Raw genomic sequence first — 23,762 nt, 5'->3', positions numbered from 1 at the left:
ATTAGCGTTAGAGGATAAATAATGAAAAAGCCCCGAGGTTAACTCAGGGCTTTCTTATTATGCTAAATGTGAGTAGTTTTCTTTTACAACATCAGCGCAGCGAGGGCAAAGGGTTTTATGCTCTGAATCTTGACCTACATCTGGCGTCACAATCCAGCAGCGTTCACATGTTTCACCTTCAGCCTTGGTAACTATGATAGCTGCTGTTTCAAATTTAAGCGCATTTGTAGGAGCTTCCTCATACGGTCCGGCCACTTCAAATGCTGAGACGATAAACAGCTGTTTCAGATTCTCTTCAATCGAATCTAATAGTGCCTTCGATTTATCATTAACATAAAGTGTCAGTTTTGCTGTTAATGATTTACCAATTACTTTTTGATTTCTCGCTTCTTCAAGAGCCTTTAATACATCATCACGAAGCTTCATAAATGCCGTCCACTTTTCTTCAAGATCTTTCGCACCCGAAAGCTCCTGATATTCTGGAAGGTCGGTTAATTGGACACTTTCTTCTTGGACATTAGGGATGAACTTCCAAACTTCATCTGCAGTATGTGAAAGAATTGGCGAAACTAATTTTGTTAGAGCTAGCAGCGACTCATATAAAACAGTTTGAATCGCACGGCGCTCGTGGTTGTCAACTGCTTCAATGTATAAAACATCTTTTGCAAAATCAAGATAGAAAGCACTTAGGTCAAGTGTACAGAAATTATTAACTGCATGGTAAATGCCTGCAAATTCATAATTTTCATAGGCATTGCGAACATATTTAATCAGCTTATTTAATTTTACAAGCATAAATTGATCAACTTCACGCAAGTTTTCATAAGCAACCTTATTTACTGCGGGATCAAAATCTGCTAAATTCCCAAGCAGGAAGCGGAAGGTATTACGGATTTTCCGATAAACCTCGGCAACCTGTTTCAAGATTGCATCGGAGACACGAACATCTGCCTGATAATCAACGGAAGCAACCCAGAGTCGTAACATATCAGCTCCTAATTGATTCATTACTTTCGCTGGGACAACGACGTTACCGAGTGACTTACTCATTTTTCTGCCATCACCATCAAGAGCAAAGCCGTGGCTTAGGACACCTTTATATGGTGCTTTGCCTGTTACTGCTACTGCCGTTGACAAGGAAGAGTTGAACCAGCCGCGGTATTGGTCTGAACCTTCAAGATAAAGGTCAGCAGGGCGTACTAAATCATCTCTTTCAAGGAGTACGGCTTGATGTGATGAACCTGAATCAAACCAAACATCCATGATATCCGTTTCTTTCGTAAATGTGCCATTAGGGCTTCCTGGATGGGTAAAGCCTTCTGGTAATAATTCCTTTGCTTCACGTTCAAACCAAATATTCGAACCATGCTCACGGAATAGATTAGATACATGATTAATTGTTTCATCGGTTATAATTTCTTCACCGTTTTCTGCATAGAAAACAGGAATCGGTACACCCCAAACACGCTGACGGGAAATACACCAGTCGCCGCGGTCACGTACCATATTAAATAGTCTTGTTTCTCCCCAAGCAGGTACCCACTTAGTTTCCTTAACTGCCTCAAGCAAATCATCTCGGAAGTCTTTAATGGAGGCAAACCATTGAGCTGTTGCACGATAAATTACCGGTTTCTTTGTTCTCCAATCATGTGGATAAGAGTGAGTAATAAATGATAACTTCAATAGGGCTCCAGCTTCTTTTAGAGCCTGTACAATTGGTTTATTTGCCGTATCGTAAAATAGGCCCTCAAAACCAGGTGCTTCGTTAGTCATTACACCTTTATCGTCAACAGGGCAAAGAACTTCTAAGCCATATTTCTGACCAACATAGAAGTCATCTTCCCCATGACCTGGAGCAGTATGAACACAACCTGTTCCAGCGTCAGTCGTAACATGTTCACCTAACATGACTAATGAATCACGATTATATAACGGATGGGAAGCTACGATATTTTCTAACTCCACACCTTTGACCTTTTGGATTACATCAGCATTCTCCCAGCCAATTTCCTTCGTTACTGCCTCTAAAAGAGCTTCTGCAACTAGGTATTTACTGCCATTTACTTCAACCACCACATAAGCTAAGTCAGGATGAACGGAAATTCCCAGGTTCGCAGGAATTGTCCATGGGGTAGTTGTCCAAATGATAATTTGTGTATCAGTATCTAGAACACCTTTGCCATCTTTTACCTTAAAGCCAATATAGATCGATGGCGAGCGTTTATCTTGATATTCAATCTCCGCTTCCGCTAATGCTGATTCACTTGACGGGGACCAGTAAACAGGTTTTAGACCTTTATAAATATAGCCCTTTTTAGCCATTTCACCGAATACTTTTATTTGCTGAGCTTCGTATTCAGGCTTAAGGGTAATGTATGGATTTTCCCAATCACCGCGAACACCGAGACGCTTAAATTGGGTACGCTGATTATCAATTTGTTCAAGAGCATACTTTGTACAAAGCTCGCGGAATTCAGCAACCGTCATTTCTTTTCGTTTGACACCTTTATTGGTTAATGCCTGTTCAATCGGCAGTCCGTGTGTATCCCAGCCAGGGACATATGGGGCATGGAAGCCGCTCATTGATTTATAGCGGACAATCATATCTTTTAGAATCTTATTTAGAGCATGACCCATATGAATATCCCCATTGGCGTATGGAGGACCATCATGTAAGACAAACATCGGCCGGCCCTTCGTCCGTTCTTGTACCTTTTGATAAATATTCATTTCTTCCCATTTTGCCTGAATTTCAGGTTCTCTTTGGGGAAGGTTTCCACGCATTGGAAATTCAGTTTGCGGCATTAATAACGTATCTTTATACTCCATTTTTTCTTCCTCCTGAATATCTGTAAATAAAGTGAAACAGAAATTTCAAATAAAAAAACCCTCTCATCCCTAAAAAAGGGACGAGAAGGTTTGACTCCCGCGGTACCACCCTGATAGATAGCCGATTTAAAATCGCTCTATCCGCTTTACCATTCGTAACGTGAATAACACGCCAAAGCTTACTGCCCATTCACTTGGGTTTCGGTTTGGAACTCGAGGGTGATCTTCCAACTTTTCAGCTTTACCGGGCTTTCACCATCCCCAGCTCGCTTCATAAAGCATTAGAAAAATTGTACTGTCCCTTTCATCGTCAATTTCCATTCTATAAACTTATGTTTAAAAATTATATGCTAATAAAACACAATTCGTCAAGCTAAGGAATCCTCTTCTTGATGAATTTTTAACTCTGATGCATCTATTTCATATTCTAACAAATGATCCCAATCATCCGTATTCAGCATATCAAGTTGAGCTTCAATCAACATTTTGAATCGTGTTCGAAACACTTTTGACTGCTTCTTCAAATCCTCAATTTCAAGCGCGATTTTTCTCGCTTTCGATAAAGATTCATTTACAATCCGATCCGAATTTTTTTCGGCTTCTTTAATAATTAACTTTGCTTCCTTTTGGGCATTACGTTTTACATCTTCACCTGCTTCTTGAGCAATAACGATTGATTTGTTAAGTGTTTCCTCTATATTCTCAAAATGGGCAAGACGCTCTTTCATTTCCTTCAAGTGCTCTTCTATTTCTTTTTTTTCTCTGAGTACTAGTTCATAATCCTTAATGACTTGATCAAGAAATTCATTCACTTCATCTTCATCGTACCCGCGAAAACCTTTATTAAACTCTTTATTATGAATATCTAACGGCGTTAACGGCATTGATGCCACCTCCATACAATCTGTACTTCTATATGTATAAGCAAATATTCGACAAGTTTTTCGAAAATCCTGCTTTTTAATGAATTATTTTTGTTTCTTGACACTAATTCGCCATTTTTCTTTTTTTGTTTTACCCTCAACATCGATCAGTTTTGCCCTTCCAAATCCTCTTACTGAAATCATGTCTCCAGCTTCACAAATAAATGACGGATTTTCGATTAATGTCCAGTTCACTCTAACAAGTCCCTGTTGAATAAACACTAGGGATTTTTGCCTTGATACTTGATAAATACCAGATATGACAGTATCCAGACGTAATGAAGATACTGTTAAATCCCGCTCTTCCCATAATTCTTTTGCGACAATGGCATTTGCAATATTTGTTTCAACCAATTTTACCCCAGCCCTGCCGATCGATTCGACATTGCTTTTTATATAGTCACTTATTTCCTTCGCAGAGAAAAACTGGATCTTCCCATCCTTCATAAGGATGTCACCAAACTTCCCTCGCTTTAACCCTAAAGACATAAGTGTCCCTAAAACCTGTCTGTGTTCAATTGTCACGAACTTAGCGGGATAATCAATTTCAAAGAGGCAAATTTGGAAATCATTTTCACTTGCAGTCAAATACTCTGGGAAAATATAAGCCCTTTTTCGTTCTACATCATGACTGCCGCCAAAAAGCTTGTATCTTACCTCGCCATTTTCTCCAATTAGCATTTTGAGAATATGCTGCTCTCTTGGATCCAGAAAATCTGTTAGTTTAGGGTTATATTGTGTCTCAACATAAGTTTTCCAATGTAATACCTGGTCTATATATTCTCGTTCTTCCGGTCTGAAATGCTGATAAATATTCATTAATGAAAACACAACCTAAATTAATTAATTCTTAAATAAGCCATAAGAAAACACTGTTCAGCCCTTTTACAGCTAGGTTTAATACAAGAAAGGCAACAATTGGAGAAATATCTATCATCCCAATTGGTGGTATTATTTTTCTAAATGGCTCTAAATATGGTTCACAGATTCTTGCTAAGAATTGACCAATTGAGGATTCTCTTGCATTTGGAAACCATGACATTAATATATATATAATTAATGCCCAAGAATAAATCGTGATTATCTGCTGTAATAGATTAAAAACAAATGCCATTTACATTACCACCTTGTATTTTGATTTTCATGGTCAAAGAATAACTCTGAAATATTCCCAGACACCTCTACATTATCAGGAGTACATAAAAAAATACTTGAACCGATTTTTTGAATGTCTCCTCCAATGGCATAGACTACCCCGCTTAAAAAGTCGATAATTTGCCGGCCTTGTTCATTATCAATGCGCTGCAGGTTCACTACTACAGCACGGCGGTTTTTTAGTTGATCGGCAATCTCAGTTGACTCTGAATAAGCTCGAGGCTCCACTAATACTACCTTTGACGACTTACCGGCATTTGCAGAACTTGTAGACTTTTGTACGCTTTGAAGACTAACAACATTTTGACTTTTCACTGGCTGGTGTTTTTGTTTTATTGGCTCAACCGCCTCTACATCCTCATCATTGTTATCATCATATTCATCATCTAAAAAGAAAAATGTTTTTAGTTTTGATTTGATCTTCATTTTTTTCTCTCCTAACCATTTTCACCTACAAGTGCTGTGCCTATTCTAACCATTGTTGCCCCTTCTTCAATAGCAATTGTAAAATCATTCGACATTCCCATCGACAGTTCTGTGCAAGGCGCGAAATTTAAATGTAAGGCTTGAACTTGATCACGAAGTTCCCTTAGTTTTCGAAAACAATCGCGAAGAATCTGGTCATCATCTGTTAAGGGTGCCATTGTCATTAAACCTTCCACACTAATATTTTCATATGGCTGCAGTGAACCAATAAAAGAAATTGCTTCATCAAGGGATAAGCCATGCTTTGATTCTTCACCAGTAATATTGACCTGTACGAGACATTTTACCTTATGATTTGCTCGCTTATTGATTTCTTCAGCAAGTGATAGACGATCTAAAGAATGAATATAATCGACCTTATCAATAATATTTTTTACCTTGCGTGTTTGAAGTGTACCAATATAGTGCCAATGGGGCTTGTCCTTTAATACTTTCCACTTTTCAAGCAGCCCATCATCACGATTTTCACCGAGATTTTTTATCCCTGCATTTAGCGCTTCTCTTGCTCTTTCCGTACTAACATATTTTGTTACAGCAATCAATTTCACTTCATCAGCTGTCCGATGTACTTTTAGGCATGCTTCATTTATTTGTTGACTAATTTGTTTTAGATTTTCAGCAACTCTCATAAACGATCCACAGTCTCCTTCCAGCCAATAAAGCTCAGCATTCTTCCAGTCTTACCTTTATCGCGGCGGTGAGAAAAAAATTCCTCATTGTTACAGCTAGAGCAAAATTTAGTCTGGAGAATATTTTTATCTGGAACACCCGCAGCGAGAAGAATTTGCCTGTTTAATTCACGTAAATTTAATGAATATTGCCCTTCATTAACTAAATTATAGGGTATTACTGCTTCATCTTCTAGTAATTTATCCACAAAGTTAATAACGCGCTCATCTACAATATAACATTTTTCACAAATAGACGGTCCAATAGCAACAAAAATCTGTTCAGGTTGAATTCCTTCTCTGCCCCAGGCCAATATCATTTGCTTTGCGATTTGCCCAACTGTCCCTTTCCAACCAGCGTGTGCCGTACCAATCATCTTTTTTTCAGGTGCAATAAAAAAAAGAGGGACACAGTCAGCAAAACAAAGCGTTAGCAGGATGCCCTCTTCATTTGTATAAAAACCATCAGTACCTTTAAAGGAATTGTCATAGGAATTGGACCCATATCCACGATCTGCTTTTGTAATCTTCTTCAATACAATGTCATGTATTTGTTCTGCCCCAACCCAATGACTTAGAGGGAAATTAAGCAAGTCAGCCACTATTTCTCTATTTGAACAAACATTTGAGCGATTATCACCAACATGAAAGCCTAGGTTAAGCGATTCAAAGACTCCTTTGCTCGTACCTCCACTTTTGGTTGTAAAACCGACAATTAATTCTGGATATTGCCTAATCCAGTTTTCAATTGTTAAATAGGACTGATTTTTTAAAACAAAGGGTTCCATTTCAATACCTCTTATGTTTTTCTATAGTTTACCACGAAAAGAAAATTTGGTCACCGCAATTGTTAAACTTCTGTTTCTTCTGTTATTCGTTCCACAGTACCTTTATACCTTACTAATATAACATCCTGTCCAATTTTAATGATATTTTTCCAAGGAATGACTATATCTTCATCTTTTCCAAAAAAACCTAGTACCCTGCCGCTGCCGGAGATAATGACCGCTTCAATTTTTCCTGTTGTTAAATTAATCTCGATATCCCCAATATTCCCTAGTCTTTTACCATCCGAGACATTCACGACATCTTTTATCTGGAATTCTGAAATCTTAACCACCTGCACCACTCCCAATTACATTACTATAATAACTATATGATGGCAGTTGAAAATATATTTATAAAGAAAAATAAAGCTGTCCAGAAAGGGCAGCTTTAACTTTGGATATTTTTATTCATTTGTCTAATAGCTGCTTTTTCAAGGCGGGAAACTTGGGCTTGAGATATCCCAATTTCATCAGCCACTTCCATCTGTGTTTTTCCTTGAAAAAACCGCTTCCGTAAAATTAATTTTTCTCGTTCGTTAAGTCTTCGCATCCCTTCTTTTAAAGCTATTTCTTCAATCCACTGAATATCTTTATTTTTTTCATCACTTAATTGATCCATCACATATATTGGGTCGCCGCCATCATTGTAAATCGGCTCAAACAAGGACACGGGGTCTTGTATAGCATCAAGAGCAAAGACGATTTCCTCATGTGGTACTTCTAAAACCTTTGCGATTTCTTCAGCAGTCGGTTCACGTGAGGTTTCGCTCATTAAACGTTCTCTGACCTGAAGGGCCTTATAGGCGATATCCCTTAATGAACGAGAAACACGAATTGGGTTATTATCACGCAGATACCTTCGAATTTCTCCTATAATCATTGGTACGGCATAAGTGGAAAACTTTACATTTTGACCTAAATCGAAGTTATCAATTGATTTCATTAGTCCGATACAGCCAACCTGAAACAGGTCATCAACGAACTCGCCTCGGTTGTTAAACCGCTGAATGACACTTAGGACAAGCCGTAAATTACCGTTGACGAGCTTTTCACGAGCACTAATATCGCCCTCTTGCATTTGCTTGAAGAGTATTCTCATTTCTTCGTTCTTTAAAACAGGAAGTTTTGATGTGTCTACACCGCAAATTTCAACTTTATTTCGAGTCAATCCTTTTCCCTCCTCACAGGAGCTGCTGTACAAAAAACAGTATCTCCTTGAGAAGGAAAAATATGCACCTGTCCATGAGCATAGACAGATGCATAAATGTCGAAATATGCAATTAAGTCAAGATATCATAGGGTTTTTTAATGGAAAAAAATTTCTTTTTTTACTTTTCTTATACCATCTTATTAAATTCTTTTCTTAATCTTTTAATTATTCTCTTTTCTAATCGTGAAATGTAGGACTGGGAAATACCTAACATATCTGCTACATCTTTTTGTGTTTTTTCTTCTCCATTCATTAAACCAAACCGGAGCTCCATAATTTGCTTTTCACGGTCGGATAACTGGTGCAATGCTTTTGTCAGCAGCTTCCTGTCCACATTCGCTTCTAGATCCTTTGTAATTATATCATCATCCGTTCCCAATACATCGGATAATAATAGTTCATTACCATCCCAATCAATGTTTAACGGTTCATCAAAAGATACTTCTGATCTTATCTTATTATTTCGTCGTAAGTACATGAGAATTTCATTTTCAATACATCTTGATGCATATGTAGCAAGTTTAATTTTCTTTTCCGGATTAAAGGTATTTACCGCTTTGATTAATCCAATTGTTCCAATACTGATTAAATCCTCAATATTAATACCTGTATTTTCAAACTTTCTAGCAATGTAAACAACAAGTCGAAGATTTCGTTCAATTAGTATCGATCTTGCTGCCTTATCACCAACAGGCAGTTTTTTTAATAACATCTCTTCTTCATCTTTACTTAAAGGAGGCGGCAAGGCTTCGCTTCCGCCAATATAAAAAACTTCATCCGTTTTTATACCCAATTTAATTAACAACTTATACCAATAATAGGATAAGCGAAGTCTCCATTTTTTCATGCATGTTCCTCCTTCTAAAAAATGTTTTTCTGAGTATAGTATTATTAACTTACCTTCACAGACCCTACTTGCTGTTTTGGACCAGTCAGCATTTTCGGATGAACTATGCACTCGAAAGCATCATCGGCCGATAGCTGCTGTAACGTAAAGGAGACAAGACCTTTTTCACATAAATATTGAGTCCCGTTTTGTTCGATCAAAATTAGATCGGGTTGGATGGCAACAATGAGCTGATGCTCTTTTCCAACCACCCTGCAAGGAACAATTCTTAGCCTATTTTGCCATTCATCCGGGAAATCTTGGATTTCCGAAATGAGTGGATCTGGGTCTGCAGCCAGCTTTTTGATTGATTCAGGGATGGCTTCTAATTGGTTTTTGATAGAGACAAACATAACAGGGAGCTTCGACAAGGGATCATATAGTTGATTACCACTATCCACTAATCCCTTAAATATCATATTTTCACCTTCAATATTCAGCTTTACACAAACGATTTGTTCGAATTGAATTTTTGTCATCTCCATGCTTTCTACATTTTTTCTTGAGAAGTGCCAGGCAATCGGAAAACCAATTAGAACAAAAAGCCAACTAATTGGATCACCAAAACCTTTTACACTGGACATGAGAATCTTGGTTGTTAACATTGGATTGTATTGAATAAAATAATGGGCTCCCAATAATGCCCCGCCAATTAAAAAAGTAGAAACATATAACGTCATTAATGCTTTTAGAAAAAAAGTTATCCGCTTATATCCAAAAGCTATTAAAACCATCATGATCGAACAAATAAGTTTGGAAATTGGATGGCTTGAATAGACATTTAATGGTGTGAACGATAATAAAATAATCAATGAACCAATAAATCCCCCGACAAGTAATCTCCATAGACGTATTTTTCTTTTCAGAAAAATTGCTGTTAAATAAAGGAGAAGGCTATCAAACAACAAATTAAGAGCCCAAATTACATCTAAATAAACAATCAAATGGAATTCACCCTTACTTCTGTTTACGAAAAAGTATAACCTACATGTATGGCTGAAGTGTGTCACTTTTTGTAATCAAAAAAACAGAAATTTTCACTATTCCCAACGGATTTTGTCATTTTCAAAAACAGAAAAAATGCATGATCCAATTTGGACCATGCATTTTTTTATTAAACTTCTTTATAATCAGAGAACTGTCTAGCTTCTGTACCCAACGACTAGTATACTTCACTATCCTCATTCCGATAATTCAACATCAAATATAGCTATGTGTTCCCTTTATCTCATTCGGAGTGTTTCAGTCCATACGTCGCTATAGGACGGTTCCTTTTTTTATCTTCTACGATTACGGTTACGTAAGAATGTTGGAATATCCAGTGCATCCTCTTGGGATACATTTGTGTTACGAACTGGTTCCTGCGGCGCTTCTTCCCGCTTATGCTCTCTCTTGACAGTGCCAACAGATGGTTTTGCTTGTCCAAAAGACGGACGAGTTACTTTTGGCTGAGCAACTTCTTCATTAAATCCAGTTGCAATAACGGTTACGATGATTTCATCTTTTAATGATTCATTAATAACAGAACCGAAAATCATATTTACTTCTTGGTCGGTCGCAGTTGCAACAATATCTGCTGCTTCTTGGACTTCATAAAGACTCAAGTTTGCGCCGCCAGTAATGTTCATCAGAACTCCCTGTGCACCATCAATAGAAGTTTCTAATAGCGGGGAATTAATAGCCTTTTTAGCAGCCTCTGTAGCACGGTTTTCACCTGTAGCAACCCCGATACCCATTAATGCCGATCCCTTATTAGACATGATCGTTTTTACATCGGCGAAATCTAGGTTAATTAAACCAGGTGTTGCGATTAAATCGGAAATCCCCTGAACACCTTGGCGGAGAACATTATCTGCCTCACGGAAAGCCTCAAGCATTGGAGTGCTTTTATCAACAATTTCAAGAAGACGATCATTTGGGATAACGATGAGTGTATCGACGGCTTCCTTCATGGAACCAATTCCGCCGGAGGCTTGATTCGAACGCTTTCTACCTTCGAAGGTGAATGGACGAGTAACGACACCAACTGTCAAGGCACCTAAGTCACGAGCAATTTGAGCAATAACTGGTGCAGCACCGGTACCTGTTCCTCCACCCATTCCTGCCGTAACAAATACCATATCAGCACCCCGAAGTGCTTCTTCAATTTGTTCCTTACTTTCCTCTGCGGCTTTTTTACCTACCTCTGGATTAGCCCCAGCTCCGAGTCCACGAGTCAGCTTAGCACCAATCTGCATTTTTATTTCCGCTTTTGAAAGATTTAAGGCTTGAGCATCTGTATTAACTGCGATAAATTCTACACCTTGAACGCCATGTTCGATCATTCGGTTTACCGCGTTATTACCTCCACCGCCTACGCCGATTACTTTTATTGTTGCAAGAGAATCTAAATTTGTATCAAATTCTAACATGACAAATCCTCCTAATTCGTCGATTTTCCTTTTCGATTATTCGAAAAAGTAACCAAGGAATTTTTTTACTTTTGATGACATCTTTTCTTCCGGATGTTTTTCTACTTTTGGTTTTGGTTGATGTTGTTTTGGTATTCTTTTTTCGACTGGCTCAGAAACAGCTGACGTACCACTGATTGTTCCTCCAGGTAATCTAGCATTCTTATAAGCATATTTAATTAAGCCAACCGCTGTTGTATATTGAGGTTCTCTTACACCAATATAGTCAGGTGAGGCAATCCGAACTGGACTTTGAAACATATCCTGGGCAAGCTCCAGCACACCTTGCATTTTTGCTGTTCCGCCAGATAAGACAAAACCACCTGGTAAATCATTTACACCTAATCGTTTTAATTCATTCGCAATTAATTCAAAAATTTCTTCCATTCTAGCTTCAATAATCTCAGATACATAGAGCTGATTAAATTGCTGATGCTGATCGCTTCCAATGATTGGTACGCTGAAGAACTCATCTTCTGAGGCATTATCATAGAAAGCATGACCATATTTGACCTTGATATTTTCAGCATCCTCGGTAGAAGTGTGCAAGACTTTGGAAAGATCATTCGTGAGAAGATCTCCGCCAACTGGAATCACACTCGTTGCTTTTAAAAATCCTTCTTCAAACACAGCAATTGTAGTAGAACCACCGCCAATGTCAATAAGGGCAACACCAAGATTCTTTTCATCCTTTGATAAAGCAAAATCCCCTGCCGCCAACGGCTGCAGAATAATATCAAAAATATCAAGACCAGCACGTTCTACACAGCGTAATGTATTAATGATTGTGGATTTAGATCCAGTAATTAGTGTCCCATCCATCTCTAAACGAACACCAATCATCCCACGGGGATCATTAATTTCATCCTTACCATCTAATATAAATTGCTTTCGAATAACGCCGATATTTTCTCTTTCTGGCGGTATGGATCCTACATGTGATGCTTCAATGACACGAATGACATCCTCATTAGTAATTTCTCGGTTTTGGCTGGAAACAGCAACAATTCCGTGACAATGCTGAAGCGTGATGTCATTCCCGGAAATACCAACTACCGCTTCTCGGATCTCCATCCCTATCATTCTCTCTGCCTGCTCAATCGCCCGCTTAATAGAATGAACGGTGTCGTCCATGTCTACAATCGATCCTTTACGTAGGCCTTCAGATTTCACATTGCCAACACCAATTATATTTAATGAGTCTTTCCCAGAGTCATTGACCATTTCACCAATGATTACTTTTACACTGGATGTACCGATGTCAAGACTAACATATATTTCATTGCTGTTCATTCTTTGGCACCTCCTTTTAATCTCCTTAGGTCGAACAACAATTCATTTTGTTCAATACAAGTTTCATAGTAATATCTTATAAAATTATTCGTCACAACAACATATTTCCCTTTAAAAAATATCAATTTTTTTCTATTTTTTCTTTGTTTGTTGACCATTTTGTCAATAATATTCGTCTTATGACGGCAATATTTTGAAACAACCTGACACCAAACGCAAAAACTGCTGCTAAATACAAGTCTACACCAAGATGAACACCGAGAAAAGCTAAACTTGCAGCAAGTATTATATTAAAAAAGAAACCGGAAACAAACACCTTTTCATCATAAATATTTTGCATGTAAGCCCTGATACCACCAAATAGTGTATCGAAAGCTGCAAGTACTGCAATCGACAAATAATTGGAATACTCTTCTGGAATTCGAATTTCAGTTAATAAACCGAGAATAATTCCAATTACGAGTCCCATAATCGGAAGCCACATTAAGAACTGCCCCCTTCTTTGATCGGCTCCATATACTTAATACGAATTGAATTATCATAGGCTGGGATCGTAATAGTTGGACTTGGTGCTGAGATATTTAGTCTCAAGTTTTCAGTGAAAAATTCATCCTTTGCTTTTGAGACCTTCATCCGATTAGATAGTTTTTCAGCAGTATTCATTTCATTTACGCCCACTTTAATCTCGATCGGCAAACTCCTGATTGTATGCCCATCAATTTTTGTATCCCCATTAATATCCCTAATAACAGTGGTATTAATAATTCTTTGACCGTCAATCGCTACATATTTCGCTTCATACATATTTAATTCGTTTAATAACCTTTTTAATAGTTCGGGTGAAACAACTCGTGTAACTGGAACTCCCAATTGTGTATCCTCAATAACAGGTTCTATTTGCACTGTAATACCGGGGCCAGTTACCTCGGTAAGTCCAGCTTCTATTTTCAATTCTTGTAATGTATCCTTTAACACCTGTTCTTTACTTAGTTTCCGTTTAGATTCATAGGCTGATAGTTTCTCTTCATTCGAACGAATTTCGCTCAATAATTCAGACTGAAGTTCTTTTTCTTTTAATAATGCTTCACGAAGCTGCCAAACATCACGTGTATCACGTTCAACAGGTTTTTTCACAGTTTGGAATTGAATAGCAATCATGAATCCAATAACCGTTGCGACCAAGGTAAAACTTACATTAATTTTTGGCTTGTCCACTTTATTCACCTAACCTTTAATATAATCATTACGTGGACACTGTCTAACTTCCTAAAATTGGATCTAGGACAATTTCATTTACTTTTTCCAATGTAAAAACAAGATTATCGTTGACTAATTGATCCTTTACTCCCCCGGAAAGGTTTAATGCAGATGATAATACATCTGGTTCACCAATGGCGGTAATAATAAACGGTGCAGGATGTGGAACCCCGTCAACTGTAATAACTGGCCCGTTACAAATAATATAAGAATGGCTAGTAAGTCTTTGTCCATTAATGGCAACAGCTGCAGCACCCGAGATATACAGTTCATTCACTACTTTAAAAACATGATGTTCATGTACAAGATAATTGTTCACATTATCTTCTTTTGGATCATATGCGCCGTCAGATAGAGTAATCTTTACACCTTTTCCTTTTACCTTCACCTTGCCAAGAAACATCCGATATTTTTCAGTATCCTCAGCAATGTTAAGGAAAACCTGTGCTTCCTTTGCAAGATCCTTTTCATTTTTAAGAACTTTATCTTGCTTCTGATTTAACTCTTTTTGCAGTTTTCGATTGGTCTCCTCTTGTGCAATTAATTGATTTCTTAATGCAAGGGTCTTTTCATATTGTTTACCTGATATTTCCCGATTTTCTGTTTGATTTTCTTTTTGGGTTAGATGATAGGAGAAAGCCAACATAAACCCTAAAACAAGGCATACAAGGGACAAGATAAAATGCTTACCCTTCACCTTTATCTGTTTCAACTTCTTTTTCCTCCACTTCCGGTTCAAAAGCCTTAAAATACGATCCTACTTCTAAGTCGATAATTCCCTTTTTGTTAGGGTCAAGTTGGCTAATGATTGAAGGATAATGCACCATCTTTTCCGAAAAACTTCTAAGAGTAGCACTTACTTCAAAGCCATCATTCATAAATAAGGAAATATGATACTGATCAGTTTTCTTTGGAGAATAATGAATTTCAGAAATGGAGTTTAAAATTTCGCTTGGGAGAATTTCTAACTCTTTTACCATTTGGTTAAGGACATCGCCTTCTTCGAATTCGAAAAGAATCGGAGAATTATCTGTGATTATTTCCGTTTTTCTATCTTTTAAAATTTTCCCGTTTTCCATAACTGGAAAATAGTTTGTATCTTGCTTAAGATACGCCACTCTTTTATGTTCTTTTACTTGAATTCGGATGGTATTAGGCCAATGAATTTTTATTTCCGCCTGTTTTATTTCGGATAAATTCTGTAGCTTTGTAGCAATATCACTTTTTCTTACTTTCCAAATATTTGTTTGATTTGTAATACCGCTCGTTTTAATTAATTCAGCATCAGAATACACTTCATTTCCTTTTACGGTAATATTCTTAACATGACTTAATGGTGATTGAGTATATGTAACAATTACTATCATTGTAAAAAACAGAATGAGCAGAAGCGCAAGCCGTTTGTTTGCTTTTCGCCGTCTTTGCTCCTTTAGTTTTGGAATACGATCTTCAAGAGCAACGATTTTACCTTTTTCCATTCATTTTTCCTCCACATAAAGTGAAACTTCAATCAGTGTTTCTTTCATGGCCACTAATTATTAGTTGAACCAAATAGGGCTTTTACGGACAGTCCCCTCCACCTATCCTTTTTGCTCTTCTAAAGTCTTGACGAGTGTCCTTCTACTGGTTAATCCGGGATAAAAAGACATTGTCCTAAAAATTATTATATGCTTGTCCTCTAAACACATGAAAATGGTTACCTTGAAAAGAGAAACAACGGCACGAAAATTCATGCCGTCACTCATTTTCATTAGAGTTCCCACCTATAATATTACCAGTAATTATAACACAATATTTGTCATTCGTAAGGCATTTCTTACAAGAAAAGTAAGTTAAAATTTTTAGAACTTTGATACCTGCTGCTCCTATTTTCTTCCGATTATTTCCACTTCGGTTTCCATTTTAACTTCATATAAACTGTAAATGGTATCTTTGACATGCTGAATTAAGGCGAGCACGTCACCGGCAGTAGCATTACCGGCATTGACAATAAAATTCCCATGCATTTCGGAAATCTTTGCCCCACCAATACTGAAGCCCTTTAAACCAGCGACTTCAATTAGTTTCCCTGCATAATTTGGAAGCGGATTTCGGAAAATACTTCCTGCACAAGGAAAATTCCATGGTTGTGTCTCTTTTCGATAATCCTTGTTGTGTTGCATTTGAGACACAATCTCTGCTCTATCTCCCCTATCAAGCCGGAAAACAGCTTCCACAACAATTCCTGGTCGCTTATTCTGTAGAATTGATGTTCTATAAGAGAATTCCATTTCTTCATTCGAAAGCCATTCCATCCTCCCGTCATCAAATAAAACATGAGCCCTTGTTAATATTTTGCTAATATCTGAGCCATGTGCACCAGCGTTCATATAAACAGCTCCGCCAACTGATCCAGGGATGCCGCTGGCAAACTCAAGGCCAGTAAGTCCTTTTTTACTAATTAATGTTGAGAGACTAACAAGTGAATGACCACTGCCAACAGTAATTTCTGTCTCGTTAATTTCGAGGTGGCTCAATCCCGGACCGAGCTTAATCACTGCTCCCTCAATTCCTTTGTCTGAAACTAAAAGATTAGAGCCTCTTCCAATCGCCCGCCAATTTATGCGGTGTTTGTTAATTACCGCCATTACCTGCTTTAAATTATCAACTGATGAAGGCTCAATAAAAAGGTCAGCAGGACCACCAATTTTTATTGTCGTGTGATGAAGGAGAGGTTCATTTTTTTTCACTTTCCCAATATTTATATTTTGCAATTCCGTTAATATCGCGTCCATTTTTACCACCCTAACTTTCCTAGATGCGTTTTACTTAGTCTATGCTAAAAAATTATTTGGGCTACCTATGATTTGATTTTACAAGCTGCTTCATTACTGAATAAAGTCTGCTCGCTGAATCTGGTACACCCATTTTCTTAGCTTTTATTTTCATATCATGTAAATTTTCATTATTTAATAGAATTCGATCTATATGATACACAAGACTTTTATTATTTAAATCTTTTTCTAAAAGCAATTCAGCCGCACCATGATCACTCAGAGACCTAGCATTTTTCTCTTGATGGTTATTTGTAACATATGGGCTTGGGACAAGAATGCTTGGAATACCTAGTGAAGTAATTTCGGCAAGCGACGTTGCTCCCGCTCTTGAGACAACTAAATCAATCCCCGAAAGTACCTCTGGCATATTGTGAATAAAAGGTTTTATCACTACATTAGACGGACTTCCTACTAACTCCACTTCCTTTTTGACATCCTCATAATGGACATCGCCAGTAATATAGAGAATCTGATAAGGTTTTTCAGCCAATTCTGCGAAGGCTTTAACTACTGCTTCATTAATTGGCCTCGCACCACGGCTGCCGCCAAAAATTAGAACGGCAGGTTTAGTTGTACTTAGACCAGCTGAAAGTCGCCCTTTTATTCCATCCTTTCCGATTACCTCGGAAGCACGCGGATTTCCCGTGAAAACTACCTTTTCACTTGGAAAATAATTTTTTGCATCTTCAAAACAGATGGCAATTTTGTTTACATACCGGCTCAAAAATTTATTTGTAAGCCCTGGAACACTATTCTGCTCGTGAATGATCGTTGGGATCCGAAGCTTATGGGCGGCATAAACAACAGGACCACAAACATAACCACCAGTTCCTATTACAATGTCTGGCTTAAACTCTTTTAATAATCTTTTACTGTCTTTCACACCTTTTAGAAAACGAAAAACGGTTTTGACATTCTCAAAGGAAAGCTTCCGTTTAAATCCAGTAATATGAATGGATTTAAAGGCAATCTTCTCTCGAGGGACAATTTTACTCTCCAAGCCATTTTTTGTACCTATGTATAGAAACTCTGCATCTTTGTTCTCTTTTTGAATTTCTCTGATAAGTGCGAGCGCAGGATAAATATGTCCGCCAGTACCGCCGCCGCTTACTACTATTTTCATTTTTTCCACCTCATTAACGATTTAACACCTGAATGCATTCCTATCTTACTATAAAAATAAAGATAATAAAGCAAATGAAAAAAGATTGTTATGTAATTGTAAACTAATCCTCAAATAAAAAAGAACCCTGTTAATGTGAACAGGGTATCATTTTTAATATCTTGAATAACGGCTAATATTTAGGAGAACACCGATAGCCATTAACATCAAGGTCAGCGAGGAGCCCCCATAGCTTAAAAATGGTAATGTAATGCCCGTTACTGGCATAAGACCTGTTACAACACCGATATTAATCATTACCTGAATAGCAACCATGGCGATAATTCCTACAGCAAGAAAACTTCCATATAAATCAGGAGCGCCAAGAGCGATGCGTATTCCACGCCATAACAAAAGCGCAAACAATAGCAGTATAAAAGAACCACCAATAAATCCCAATTCTTCTGAAAGAATTGCAAAGATAAAGTCCGTTTGCGGTTCAGGTAAGTAAAAAAACTTTTGCCTGCTTTCACCAAGACCAAGTCCGAATAAACCTCCGGGACCGATGGCGTAAAGCGATTGAATAATTTGAAATCCGCTGCCTAATGGATCCGACCAAGGATCTAAAAATGAGGTAATTCGCTTTATTCGATAAGGTGCCGAAGCAATTAAGCCGACAAACCCTGCAACACCCAATATTCCAAGGAAAGCAAAATGACTAATTCTTGCACCAGCTATGAAAATCATTACAACGCATGTTCCCATCATGACGGTTCCTGTACCTAGATCGGGCTGCAGCATAATCATTGTAAAGGCTAAAAAGGCAAGTCCTAAAGAAGGAATGAGCCCCTTCCTAAAAGAGGTAATCAGCTTCTGTCTTTCAGAAAGATATTTAGCCAAAAAGGCAATCATCGCCAGCTTCATAAATTCTGAAGGCTGGATCGAAAATGCCCCTACTCCTATCCAGCTTCTTGAGCCATTCCGAACATTTCCGATTCCAGGAATTAAGACTAGTACTAACAAGACAAAACAAACAATTAAAATGGTTTTAGCCCAAGTTCTCCATGTCCAGTAATTAATGTTCATAATAAAAAACATGGCAGCGATTCCGACACCTGCGAATAGAGTTTGCCGTTTTGCAAAGAAAAAGGAATCATGAAATTTATATTCAGCCCAAATTGCGCTTGCGCTGTAAACCATAATTAACCCTATTGCCAGCAGCGTAAAAGTTACAATAATTAATATAAAATCAGGAGTTGTTCTCTTTGTCGGCACCACTATACACCTCAACTACGAGTTTTAGGGCTTAGAGAACCACTCTGAGTGGATAATAACACGAAGTGTCTAGCTACAAAGCTTAGGGGCTCGCCGGTCTACAGCCAATCCGTCGAGAAGATTAAAGAACAAACTTCACGCTGGCTTTTCTAATGCTTGGCTACAGAAAGCTAATGCATTCTGTACACATTAAGGCCGACTAGTCTCTGACTGAGCTCTGCTTGTCACTCGACAAGACGCTTCCGCTTTACTTTGTGGTACAAGCCCTTACTAAAGCTTATGCACCGCTTCGATAAAAATGTCTCCCCTGATCTCAAAACTTTTATATTGATCCCAGCTTGCACATGCAGGAGATAACAGGATGATATCACCTGATTCAGAGTATCGATAAGCTTCAGGCACTGCCTTTTCAACATTATCGACACGGATAATTTTTTTTATTCCTGCTTGAGCCCCAACCCGCTCAATCTTAGGAGCGGTTTGACCAAATGTTATTAATGCCTTCACATGATTTAAATAAGGAAGCAGCTCATCAAATTCATTGCCGCGATCTAGTCCTCCTGCAAGTAGGATGATCGGGGCTTTAAACGCAGCAAGAGCGTTGATAGTGGCTAAAATATTCGTTGCCTTTGAATCATTATAAACCCTTCTCCCATTTACATCAGCGACGAATTGTAAACGGTGCCTGACACCAGTAAATGTTCGCAGCACTTCTTGGATTGCTACATTTCCTACTCCGGAAAGTTTAGCTGCTGCCATGGCGGATAAAATATTTTCGAGATTATGTACCCCTGGCAAGGCAATTTCACTAATTTCCATTACCTTTTCATGATTAAACATAATCCAGCCATTTTGAATATAAGCACCTTCTACCAATTCCCTCTTTGTAGAAAAAGGTATAATACTGGCTTTTGAGTGCCGCGCGATTTCCAATGTTTCTTCTTGGTCTGCATTAATGATTAAATATTCAAGCTCTGTCTGGTTTTTAGTGATGTTTGCCTTTGCTGCAATGTAATCCTTTCGTGTACCGTGATAATCCAAATGGGCATCATAAAGGTTTGTGATTATCGCAATTTTCGGGTTAAAGGTTTCGATTCCCATTAGCTGAAACGAAGATAACTCAATAACAATTGTATTTTCCATTGTTGCTGCTTGAGCAACACCCGAGGCAACAGTTCCGATATTACCGGCAATTAATGGCTGTTTCTCTCCTTGGTTCAGCATTTCATATACAAGCGTGGTTGTTGTTGTTTTTCCATTTGTTCCTGTAATCCCAATAAAAGGTGCTTCTGAAACCTCATAAGCAAGCTCAACTTCTGTAATGACAGGTATTCCTTTTTCAATGGCTCCTTCAATCATAGGATTGTGATAAGGAATTCCAGGATTTTTCACAATAAGTTCGAACCCTTCATCAAGAAGTTCAATCGGATGATCACCACAAATCACTTTTATCCCTTGCTCTAATAATCCTTGGGCCTCTGGGTTTTCCGATAATGGCTTTTTATCGTTCACAGTAACAAATGCTCCAAGCTTATGCAGCAGTGCCGCTGCTGTTACACCACTTTTGGCCAAACCAAGGACAAGAATTTTTTTATGTTGATAAGATTCAATCTGTTTCAATTACAACCACACCTCGATATAGATACCTAGTATCGCAAATATTAGACCAACACTCCAAAATGTAACGACTACCCGCCATTCCGACCAGCCAACTAATTCATAATGATGATGAAGCGGGCTCATTCGGAAAATTCGTTTTCCAGTCATCTTAAAGGATGCGACCTGAAGAATAACTGATAATGTTTCGATGACAAAAACTCCGCCAATAATGATAAGCAGAATCTCAAGCTTTGTTAAAATAGCAATCCCAGCTATTGCACCACCAAGTGCAAGTGACCCAGTGTCCCCCATAAATACCTTAGCAGGATGAGCATTAAAAACCAAAAATCCTAAAACAGCACCAACGACTGCAACAGAGAAAACAGCTATTTCAAAGTTATTTTGGTTCCATGCTAAAACAGCAAATGCTCCAAAAGCGATAGCTGCCGTTCCTGAAACCAAACCGTCGAGACCGTCTGTCAAGTTCACTGCATTAGAGAATCCAACAAGCCAGAAAATGATTAAAAACACATATGACCATCCTAAATCAATGGAGTAATCCCCAAAAGGCAGTTTAAGTTCTGTAGATTGTCCAGTATGTTTATAGATTAGGTAAAATATTACTGAAATAATAATTTGACCTAAAAACTTTTGTTTTGATGTTAATCCTAAGTTTCGTTTCAATACTACTTTAATAAAATCATCCAAAAAACCGAGCAATCCGAACCCAAATGTCACAAACAAAAGTAAAAAAGTTGTAACTGGAATTTGTTCTGAGTATTTCCCAATCATTACTAAAGTGGTAATGATAATCGAGAATAATATCATCACACCACCCATTGTAGGCGTGCCTGATTTTTTTTGGTGTGATTTGGGACCTTCCTCCCGGATGCTTTGTCCAAATTTCAACCTTCTTAAGAAGGGAATAAAAATAGGAGAAAGTAAAACTGAGATAAGAAAACCCATAATTATTGTGAAAAAAATAACTTGCTCCTTCATTTTACCCCCTCCTTTCCGTATCTATTGTTAATTTATTTGTCAGCTTTTCTAATATCACAGCTATATCATATGTTTGATTATTTTTATTAAGAAGTTTTTTATTTGAAAATTTAAAGTTAGTTATCTCCATGTGTTTATTCGTTTCTCCATCTAATTTTTCACTATATAGTTTTAAAATATTTTTTATTGCCACTGCCTTATCATTTGTGAAAAAAACAGGGAAATGGGTTGGTGTATATCGTGGGAGTTTTTTTTCATACTCCCAGATGGCAGCGATAGCTCCGTTTGCAATAGCATCTAAAAGTTCCCCTGACTCTTCATTTATTGGAATAAATAAACCTTTAGGCTGAACAGTATTTGCTTGATCCGTAACAGTATAAAACATCATGTCATCCTGGATTCCTTTTTTATCTGTAAACAAACTTGCCAAGTCTTTCAGAGCTAAAAGCATTGCTATCTCCCCTCAATTGCTTCCCTAGCAACAAGCCGGTCATCAAAGTCATGAACAACGTTACCTATAGTTTGATAGGTTTCATGTCCTTTACCAGCGATTAAAATAACATCACCAGCTGCTGCCTGATTGACAGCCGTATAAATAGCTTCTTTACGATCAGGTATGACTTGATATGTTTCACCTTGTACACCTGCTTCCATTTCCTTCAATATTGCTAATGGATCTTCACTTCTTGGATTATCTGAAGTAAAAATCGGATCAGTTGCCATCCTGCAAGCAATTTGCGCCATCAATGGCCGTTTCGTTCGGTCACGATCTCCACCGCAGCCGACAATAACGAAAACCCTTTTCTTCGCAAAATGTTGAATCGTCTTTAATACATTTTCCAAACTATCTGGTGTGTGTGCATAATCAACAATCACTGTAAAATCCTGATCTGTATTAACAAGTTCGAACCTTCCTGCAACCCCTTCAACATCTTCGATAGAATGAATCGCATCCTTAATCCCAATACCTGATACTATTGCAGCAGAGATACTTGCTAAGACATTATAAACACTAAATTTACCAATTAACTGCATTTGAATTGGATAGATGTCACTATCAATAATGAGATCAAAATTAGTGCCTCTCGGAGTCATTTGAATATTTTTTGCCTGAAGATCCGCCTTTTGATCAATTCCATATGTAATCACATGTGCAGCCGTTGACCTCCTGTACATTTCTGAGGCTGGGTCATCTGCATTTAAGACTGCAAATTTTGGGTTATTATAGTCATAGCTATTGCCTAGCTGGGCAAACAACAAGCTCTTGGAACGTTTATATTCCTCCATTGTTTTATGGTAATCCAGATGGTCCTGCGTCAGGTTTGTGAAAACTGCCACATTATATTCACATCCATGAACCCTTCCTAAATCAAGGGCATGCGAAGAAACCTCCATTACGGCTAAACTGACGCCGGCATCAACCATTTGTTTAAATGTTTTTTGAAGTGTCAGGCTTTCTGGAGTTGTGTTTTTCGTTTCAAATGTCTCATCAGCAATTTTTGTGTACATAGTGCCAATCAAACCTGTTTTTTTTCCTGCATCAGTAAATATTTTTTCAATCAAATGACTGGTTGTTGTTTTTCCATTCGTTCCTGTGATGCCGATTAAATGCAGCTTTTTTGTGGGCTGCCCGTAAAAAGCATTCGCGAGTACTGCCATTGCTCTTGTTGTATCGGTAACAACGATAACTGGTACATCAAGGTCTAACGGACGCTCAGCAAGTATTGCCACAGCGCCATTGGTAACAGCGGACGCTGCAAAATCATGACCGTCAACTGTGTAACCTTTAATACAAATAAATAAGCTCCCTTTTTTCACCTTCCGATTATCGTTTTCAATTGATGTAATTTCCGGATCTTCTCCCATAAAAGGATGGATCGGATGCAAATACTCAAGCAGCTTTTGTAGCTTCATTTTCTCTCAAATCCTCTCATTACCTTACATATCCATTTACCAGTTTTCACCTAAAAATAACTTCTTACGAAAG

At 37.9% G+C, this 23,762-nt stretch carries 25 protein-coding genes and 1 other annotated feature; all 25 genes read right to left on the bottom strand.

Annotated features, from left to right (window positions below):
- Positions 1 to 57: 57 nt before the first annotated feature.
- The gene (ileS, locus tag QNH20_RS09075; RefSeq protein ID WP_283922567.1) at positions 58 to 2,829 is read right to left on the bottom strand and encodes an isoleucine--tRNA ligase; all 2,772 of its coding nucleotides are present in this window, start codon (positions 2,827 to 2,829) and stop codon (positions 58 to 60) included.
- Between the two features lie 73 nt (positions 2,830 to 2,902).
- Positions 2,903 to 3,146, bottom strand: a binding site (T-box leader).
- Positions 3,147 to 3,197: 51 nt separating this feature from the next.
- Positions 3,198 to 3,713: a DivIVA domain-containing protein gene (locus QNH20_RS09070; RefSeq protein ID WP_283922566.1), complete on the bottom strand. Its 516-nt coding sequence runs from the start codon at positions 3,711 to 3,713 to the stop codon at positions 3,198 to 3,200.
- 84 nt (positions 3,714 to 3,797) lie between these two features.
- A complete protein-coding gene (locus tag QNH20_RS09065; protein WP_283922565.1) occupies positions 3,798 to 4,571 on the bottom strand; it encodes a YlmH family RNA-binding protein in 774 nt (257 codons plus the stop codon).
- 31 nt (positions 4,572 to 4,602) lie between these two features.
- Positions 4,603 to 4,866: a YggT family protein gene (locus tag QNH20_RS09060; RefSeq protein ID WP_283922564.1), complete on the bottom strand. Its 264-nt coding sequence runs from the start codon at positions 4,864 to 4,866 to the stop codon at positions 4,603 to 4,605.
- Between the two features lie 5 nt (positions 4,867 to 4,871).
- Entirely contained in the window at positions 4,872 to 5,333 is a 462-nt protein-coding gene (locus tag QNH20_RS09055) for a cell division protein SepF (RefSeq protein WP_283922563.1), read from the bottom strand.
- A gap of 11 nt (positions 5,334 to 5,344) precedes the next feature.
- Positions 5,345 to 6,022: a YggS family pyridoxal phosphate-dependent enzyme gene (locus QNH20_RS09050; protein WP_283922562.1), complete on the bottom strand. Its 678-nt coding sequence runs from the start codon at positions 6,020 to 6,022 to the stop codon at positions 5,345 to 5,347.
- Positions 6,019 to 6,849: a peptidoglycan editing factor PgeF gene (pgeF, locus tag QNH20_RS09045; protein ID WP_283922561.1), complete on the bottom strand. Its 831-nt coding sequence runs from the start codon at positions 6,847 to 6,849 to the stop codon at positions 6,019 to 6,021. The genes QNH20_RS09050 and pgeF overlap by 4 nt, the downstream gene beginning before the upstream one ends.
- 62 nt (positions 6,850 to 6,911) lie before the next feature.
- Positions 6,912 to 7,181: a YlmC/YmxH family sporulation protein gene (locus tag QNH20_RS09040; RefSeq protein ID WP_283922560.1), complete on the bottom strand. Its 270-nt coding sequence runs from the start codon at positions 7,179 to 7,181 to the stop codon at positions 6,912 to 6,914.
- A 95-nt stretch (positions 7,182 to 7,276) separates the two neighbouring features.
- A complete protein-coding gene (gene sigG / locus QNH20_RS09035; RefSeq protein ID WP_283922559.1) occupies positions 7,277 to 8,056 on the bottom strand; it encodes an RNA polymerase sporulation sigma factor SigG in 780 nt (259 codons plus the stop codon).
- A 169-nt stretch (positions 8,057 to 8,225) separates the two neighbouring features.
- Positions 8,226 to 8,945: an RNA polymerase sporulation sigma factor SigE gene (gene sigE / locus QNH20_RS09030; protein ID WP_283922558.1), complete on the bottom strand. Its 720-nt coding sequence runs from the start codon at positions 8,943 to 8,945 to the stop codon at positions 8,226 to 8,228.
- Between the two features lie 44 nt (positions 8,946 to 8,989).
- Entirely contained in the window at positions 8,990 to 9,928 is a 939-nt protein-coding gene (gene spoIIGA, locus QNH20_RS09025) for a sigma-E processing peptidase SpoIIGA (protein ID WP_283922557.1), read from the bottom strand.
- Between the two features lie 333 nt (positions 9,929 to 10,261).
- Positions 10,262 to 11,395 carry a cell division protein FtsZ gene (gene ftsZ / locus QNH20_RS09020; RefSeq protein ID WP_283922556.1) on the bottom strand — a complete coding sequence of 378 codons (1,134 nt, stop codon included), beginning with the start codon at positions 11,393 to 11,395 and terminating at the stop codon, positions 10,262 to 10,264.
- Positions 11,396 to 11,431: 36 nt separating this feature from the next.
- Positions 11,432 to 12,727, bottom strand: coding sequence for a cell division protein FtsA (gene ftsA, locus QNH20_RS09015; protein ID WP_283922555.1), 1,296 nt, complete (start codon positions 12,725 to 12,727; stop codon positions 11,432 to 11,434).
- 121 nt (positions 12,728 to 12,848) lie between these two features.
- A complete protein-coding gene (locus QNH20_RS09010; protein WP_283922554.1) occupies positions 12,849 to 13,211 on the bottom strand; it encodes a small basic family protein in 363 nt (120 codons plus the stop codon).
- The gene (locus tag QNH20_RS09005; RefSeq protein ID WP_283922553.1) at positions 13,211 to 13,942 is read right to left on the bottom strand and encodes a DUF881 domain-containing protein; all 732 of its coding nucleotides are present in this window, start codon (positions 13,940 to 13,942) and stop codon (positions 13,211 to 13,213) included. The genes QNH20_RS09010 and QNH20_RS09005 overlap by 1 nt, the downstream gene beginning before the upstream one ends.
- 43 nt (positions 13,943 to 13,985) lie before the next feature.
- Entirely contained in the window at positions 13,986 to 14,696 is a 711-nt protein-coding gene (locus QNH20_RS09000; protein WP_283922552.1) for a DUF881 domain-containing protein, read from the bottom strand.
- The gene (locus QNH20_RS08995; protein ID WP_283922551.1) at positions 14,671 to 15,462 is read right to left on the bottom strand and encodes a cell division protein FtsQ/DivIB; all 792 of its coding nucleotides are present in this window, start codon (positions 15,460 to 15,462) and stop codon (positions 14,671 to 14,673) included. The genes QNH20_RS09000 and QNH20_RS08995 overlap by 26 nt, the downstream gene beginning before the upstream one ends.
- 102 nt (positions 15,463 to 15,564) lie before the next feature.
- A complete protein-coding gene (locus QNH20_RS08990) occupies positions 15,565 to 15,735 on the bottom strand; it encodes a hypothetical protein (protein WP_283922550.1) in 171 nt (56 codons plus the stop codon).
- 114 nt (positions 15,736 to 15,849) lie between these two features.
- Complete coding sequence (gene murB, locus QNH20_RS08985) at positions 15,850 to 16,758, bottom strand: UDP-N-acetylmuramate dehydrogenase (RefSeq protein ID WP_283922549.1); 909 nt, start codon at positions 16,756 to 16,758, stop codon at positions 15,850 to 15,852.
- A gap of 61 nt (positions 16,759 to 16,819) precedes the next feature.
- Positions 16,820 to 17,923 carry an undecaprenyldiphospho-muramoylpentapeptide beta-N-acetylglucosaminyltransferase gene (murG, locus tag QNH20_RS08980; protein ID WP_283922548.1) on the bottom strand — a complete coding sequence of 368 codons (1,104 nt, stop codon included), beginning with the start codon at positions 17,921 to 17,923 and terminating at the stop codon, positions 16,820 to 16,822.
- A 153-nt stretch (positions 17,924 to 18,076) separates the two neighbouring features.
- Positions 18,077 to 19,177, bottom strand: a complete 1,101-nt coding sequence (gene spoVE, locus QNH20_RS08975) for a stage V sporulation protein E (protein WP_283922547.1) — start codon at positions 19,175 to 19,177, stop codon at positions 18,077 to 18,079.
- Positions 19,178 to 19,447: 270 nt separating this feature from the next.
- A complete protein-coding gene (gene murD / locus QNH20_RS08970; RefSeq protein ID WP_283922546.1) occupies positions 19,448 to 20,797 on the bottom strand; it encodes a UDP-N-acetylmuramoyl-L-alanine--D-glutamate ligase in 1,350 nt (449 codons plus the stop codon).
- Positions 20,798 to 21,775 (bottom strand): phospho-N-acetylmuramoyl-pentapeptide-transferase, encoded by a 978-nt coding sequence (gene mraY, locus QNH20_RS08965; protein WP_283922545.1) that lies wholly within the window; start codon positions 21,773 to 21,775, stop codon positions 20,798 to 20,800.
- Position 21,776: 1 nt separating this feature from the next.
- Positions 21,777 to 22,226: a hypothetical protein gene (locus QNH20_RS08960; protein WP_283922544.1), complete on the bottom strand. Its 450-nt coding sequence runs from the start codon at positions 22,224 to 22,226 to the stop codon at positions 21,777 to 21,779.
- Between the two features lie 2 nt (positions 22,227 to 22,228).
- Entirely contained in the window at positions 22,229 to 23,689 is a 1,461-nt protein-coding gene (locus tag QNH20_RS08955) for a UDP-N-acetylmuramoyl-L-alanyl-D-glutamate--2,6-diaminopimelate ligase (protein WP_283922543.1), read from the bottom strand.
- Between the last annotated feature and the right edge of the window lie 73 nt (positions 23,690 to 23,762).

This window comes from Neobacillus sp. WH10, assembly GCF_030123405.1.
Lineage (GTDB): Bacteria > Bacillota > Bacilli > Bacillales > Cytobacillaceae > Neobacillus.
The sequence above is the reverse complement of the archived record's forward strand: the minus strand, read 5'-3'. Positions and strand labels throughout refer to the sequence as shown.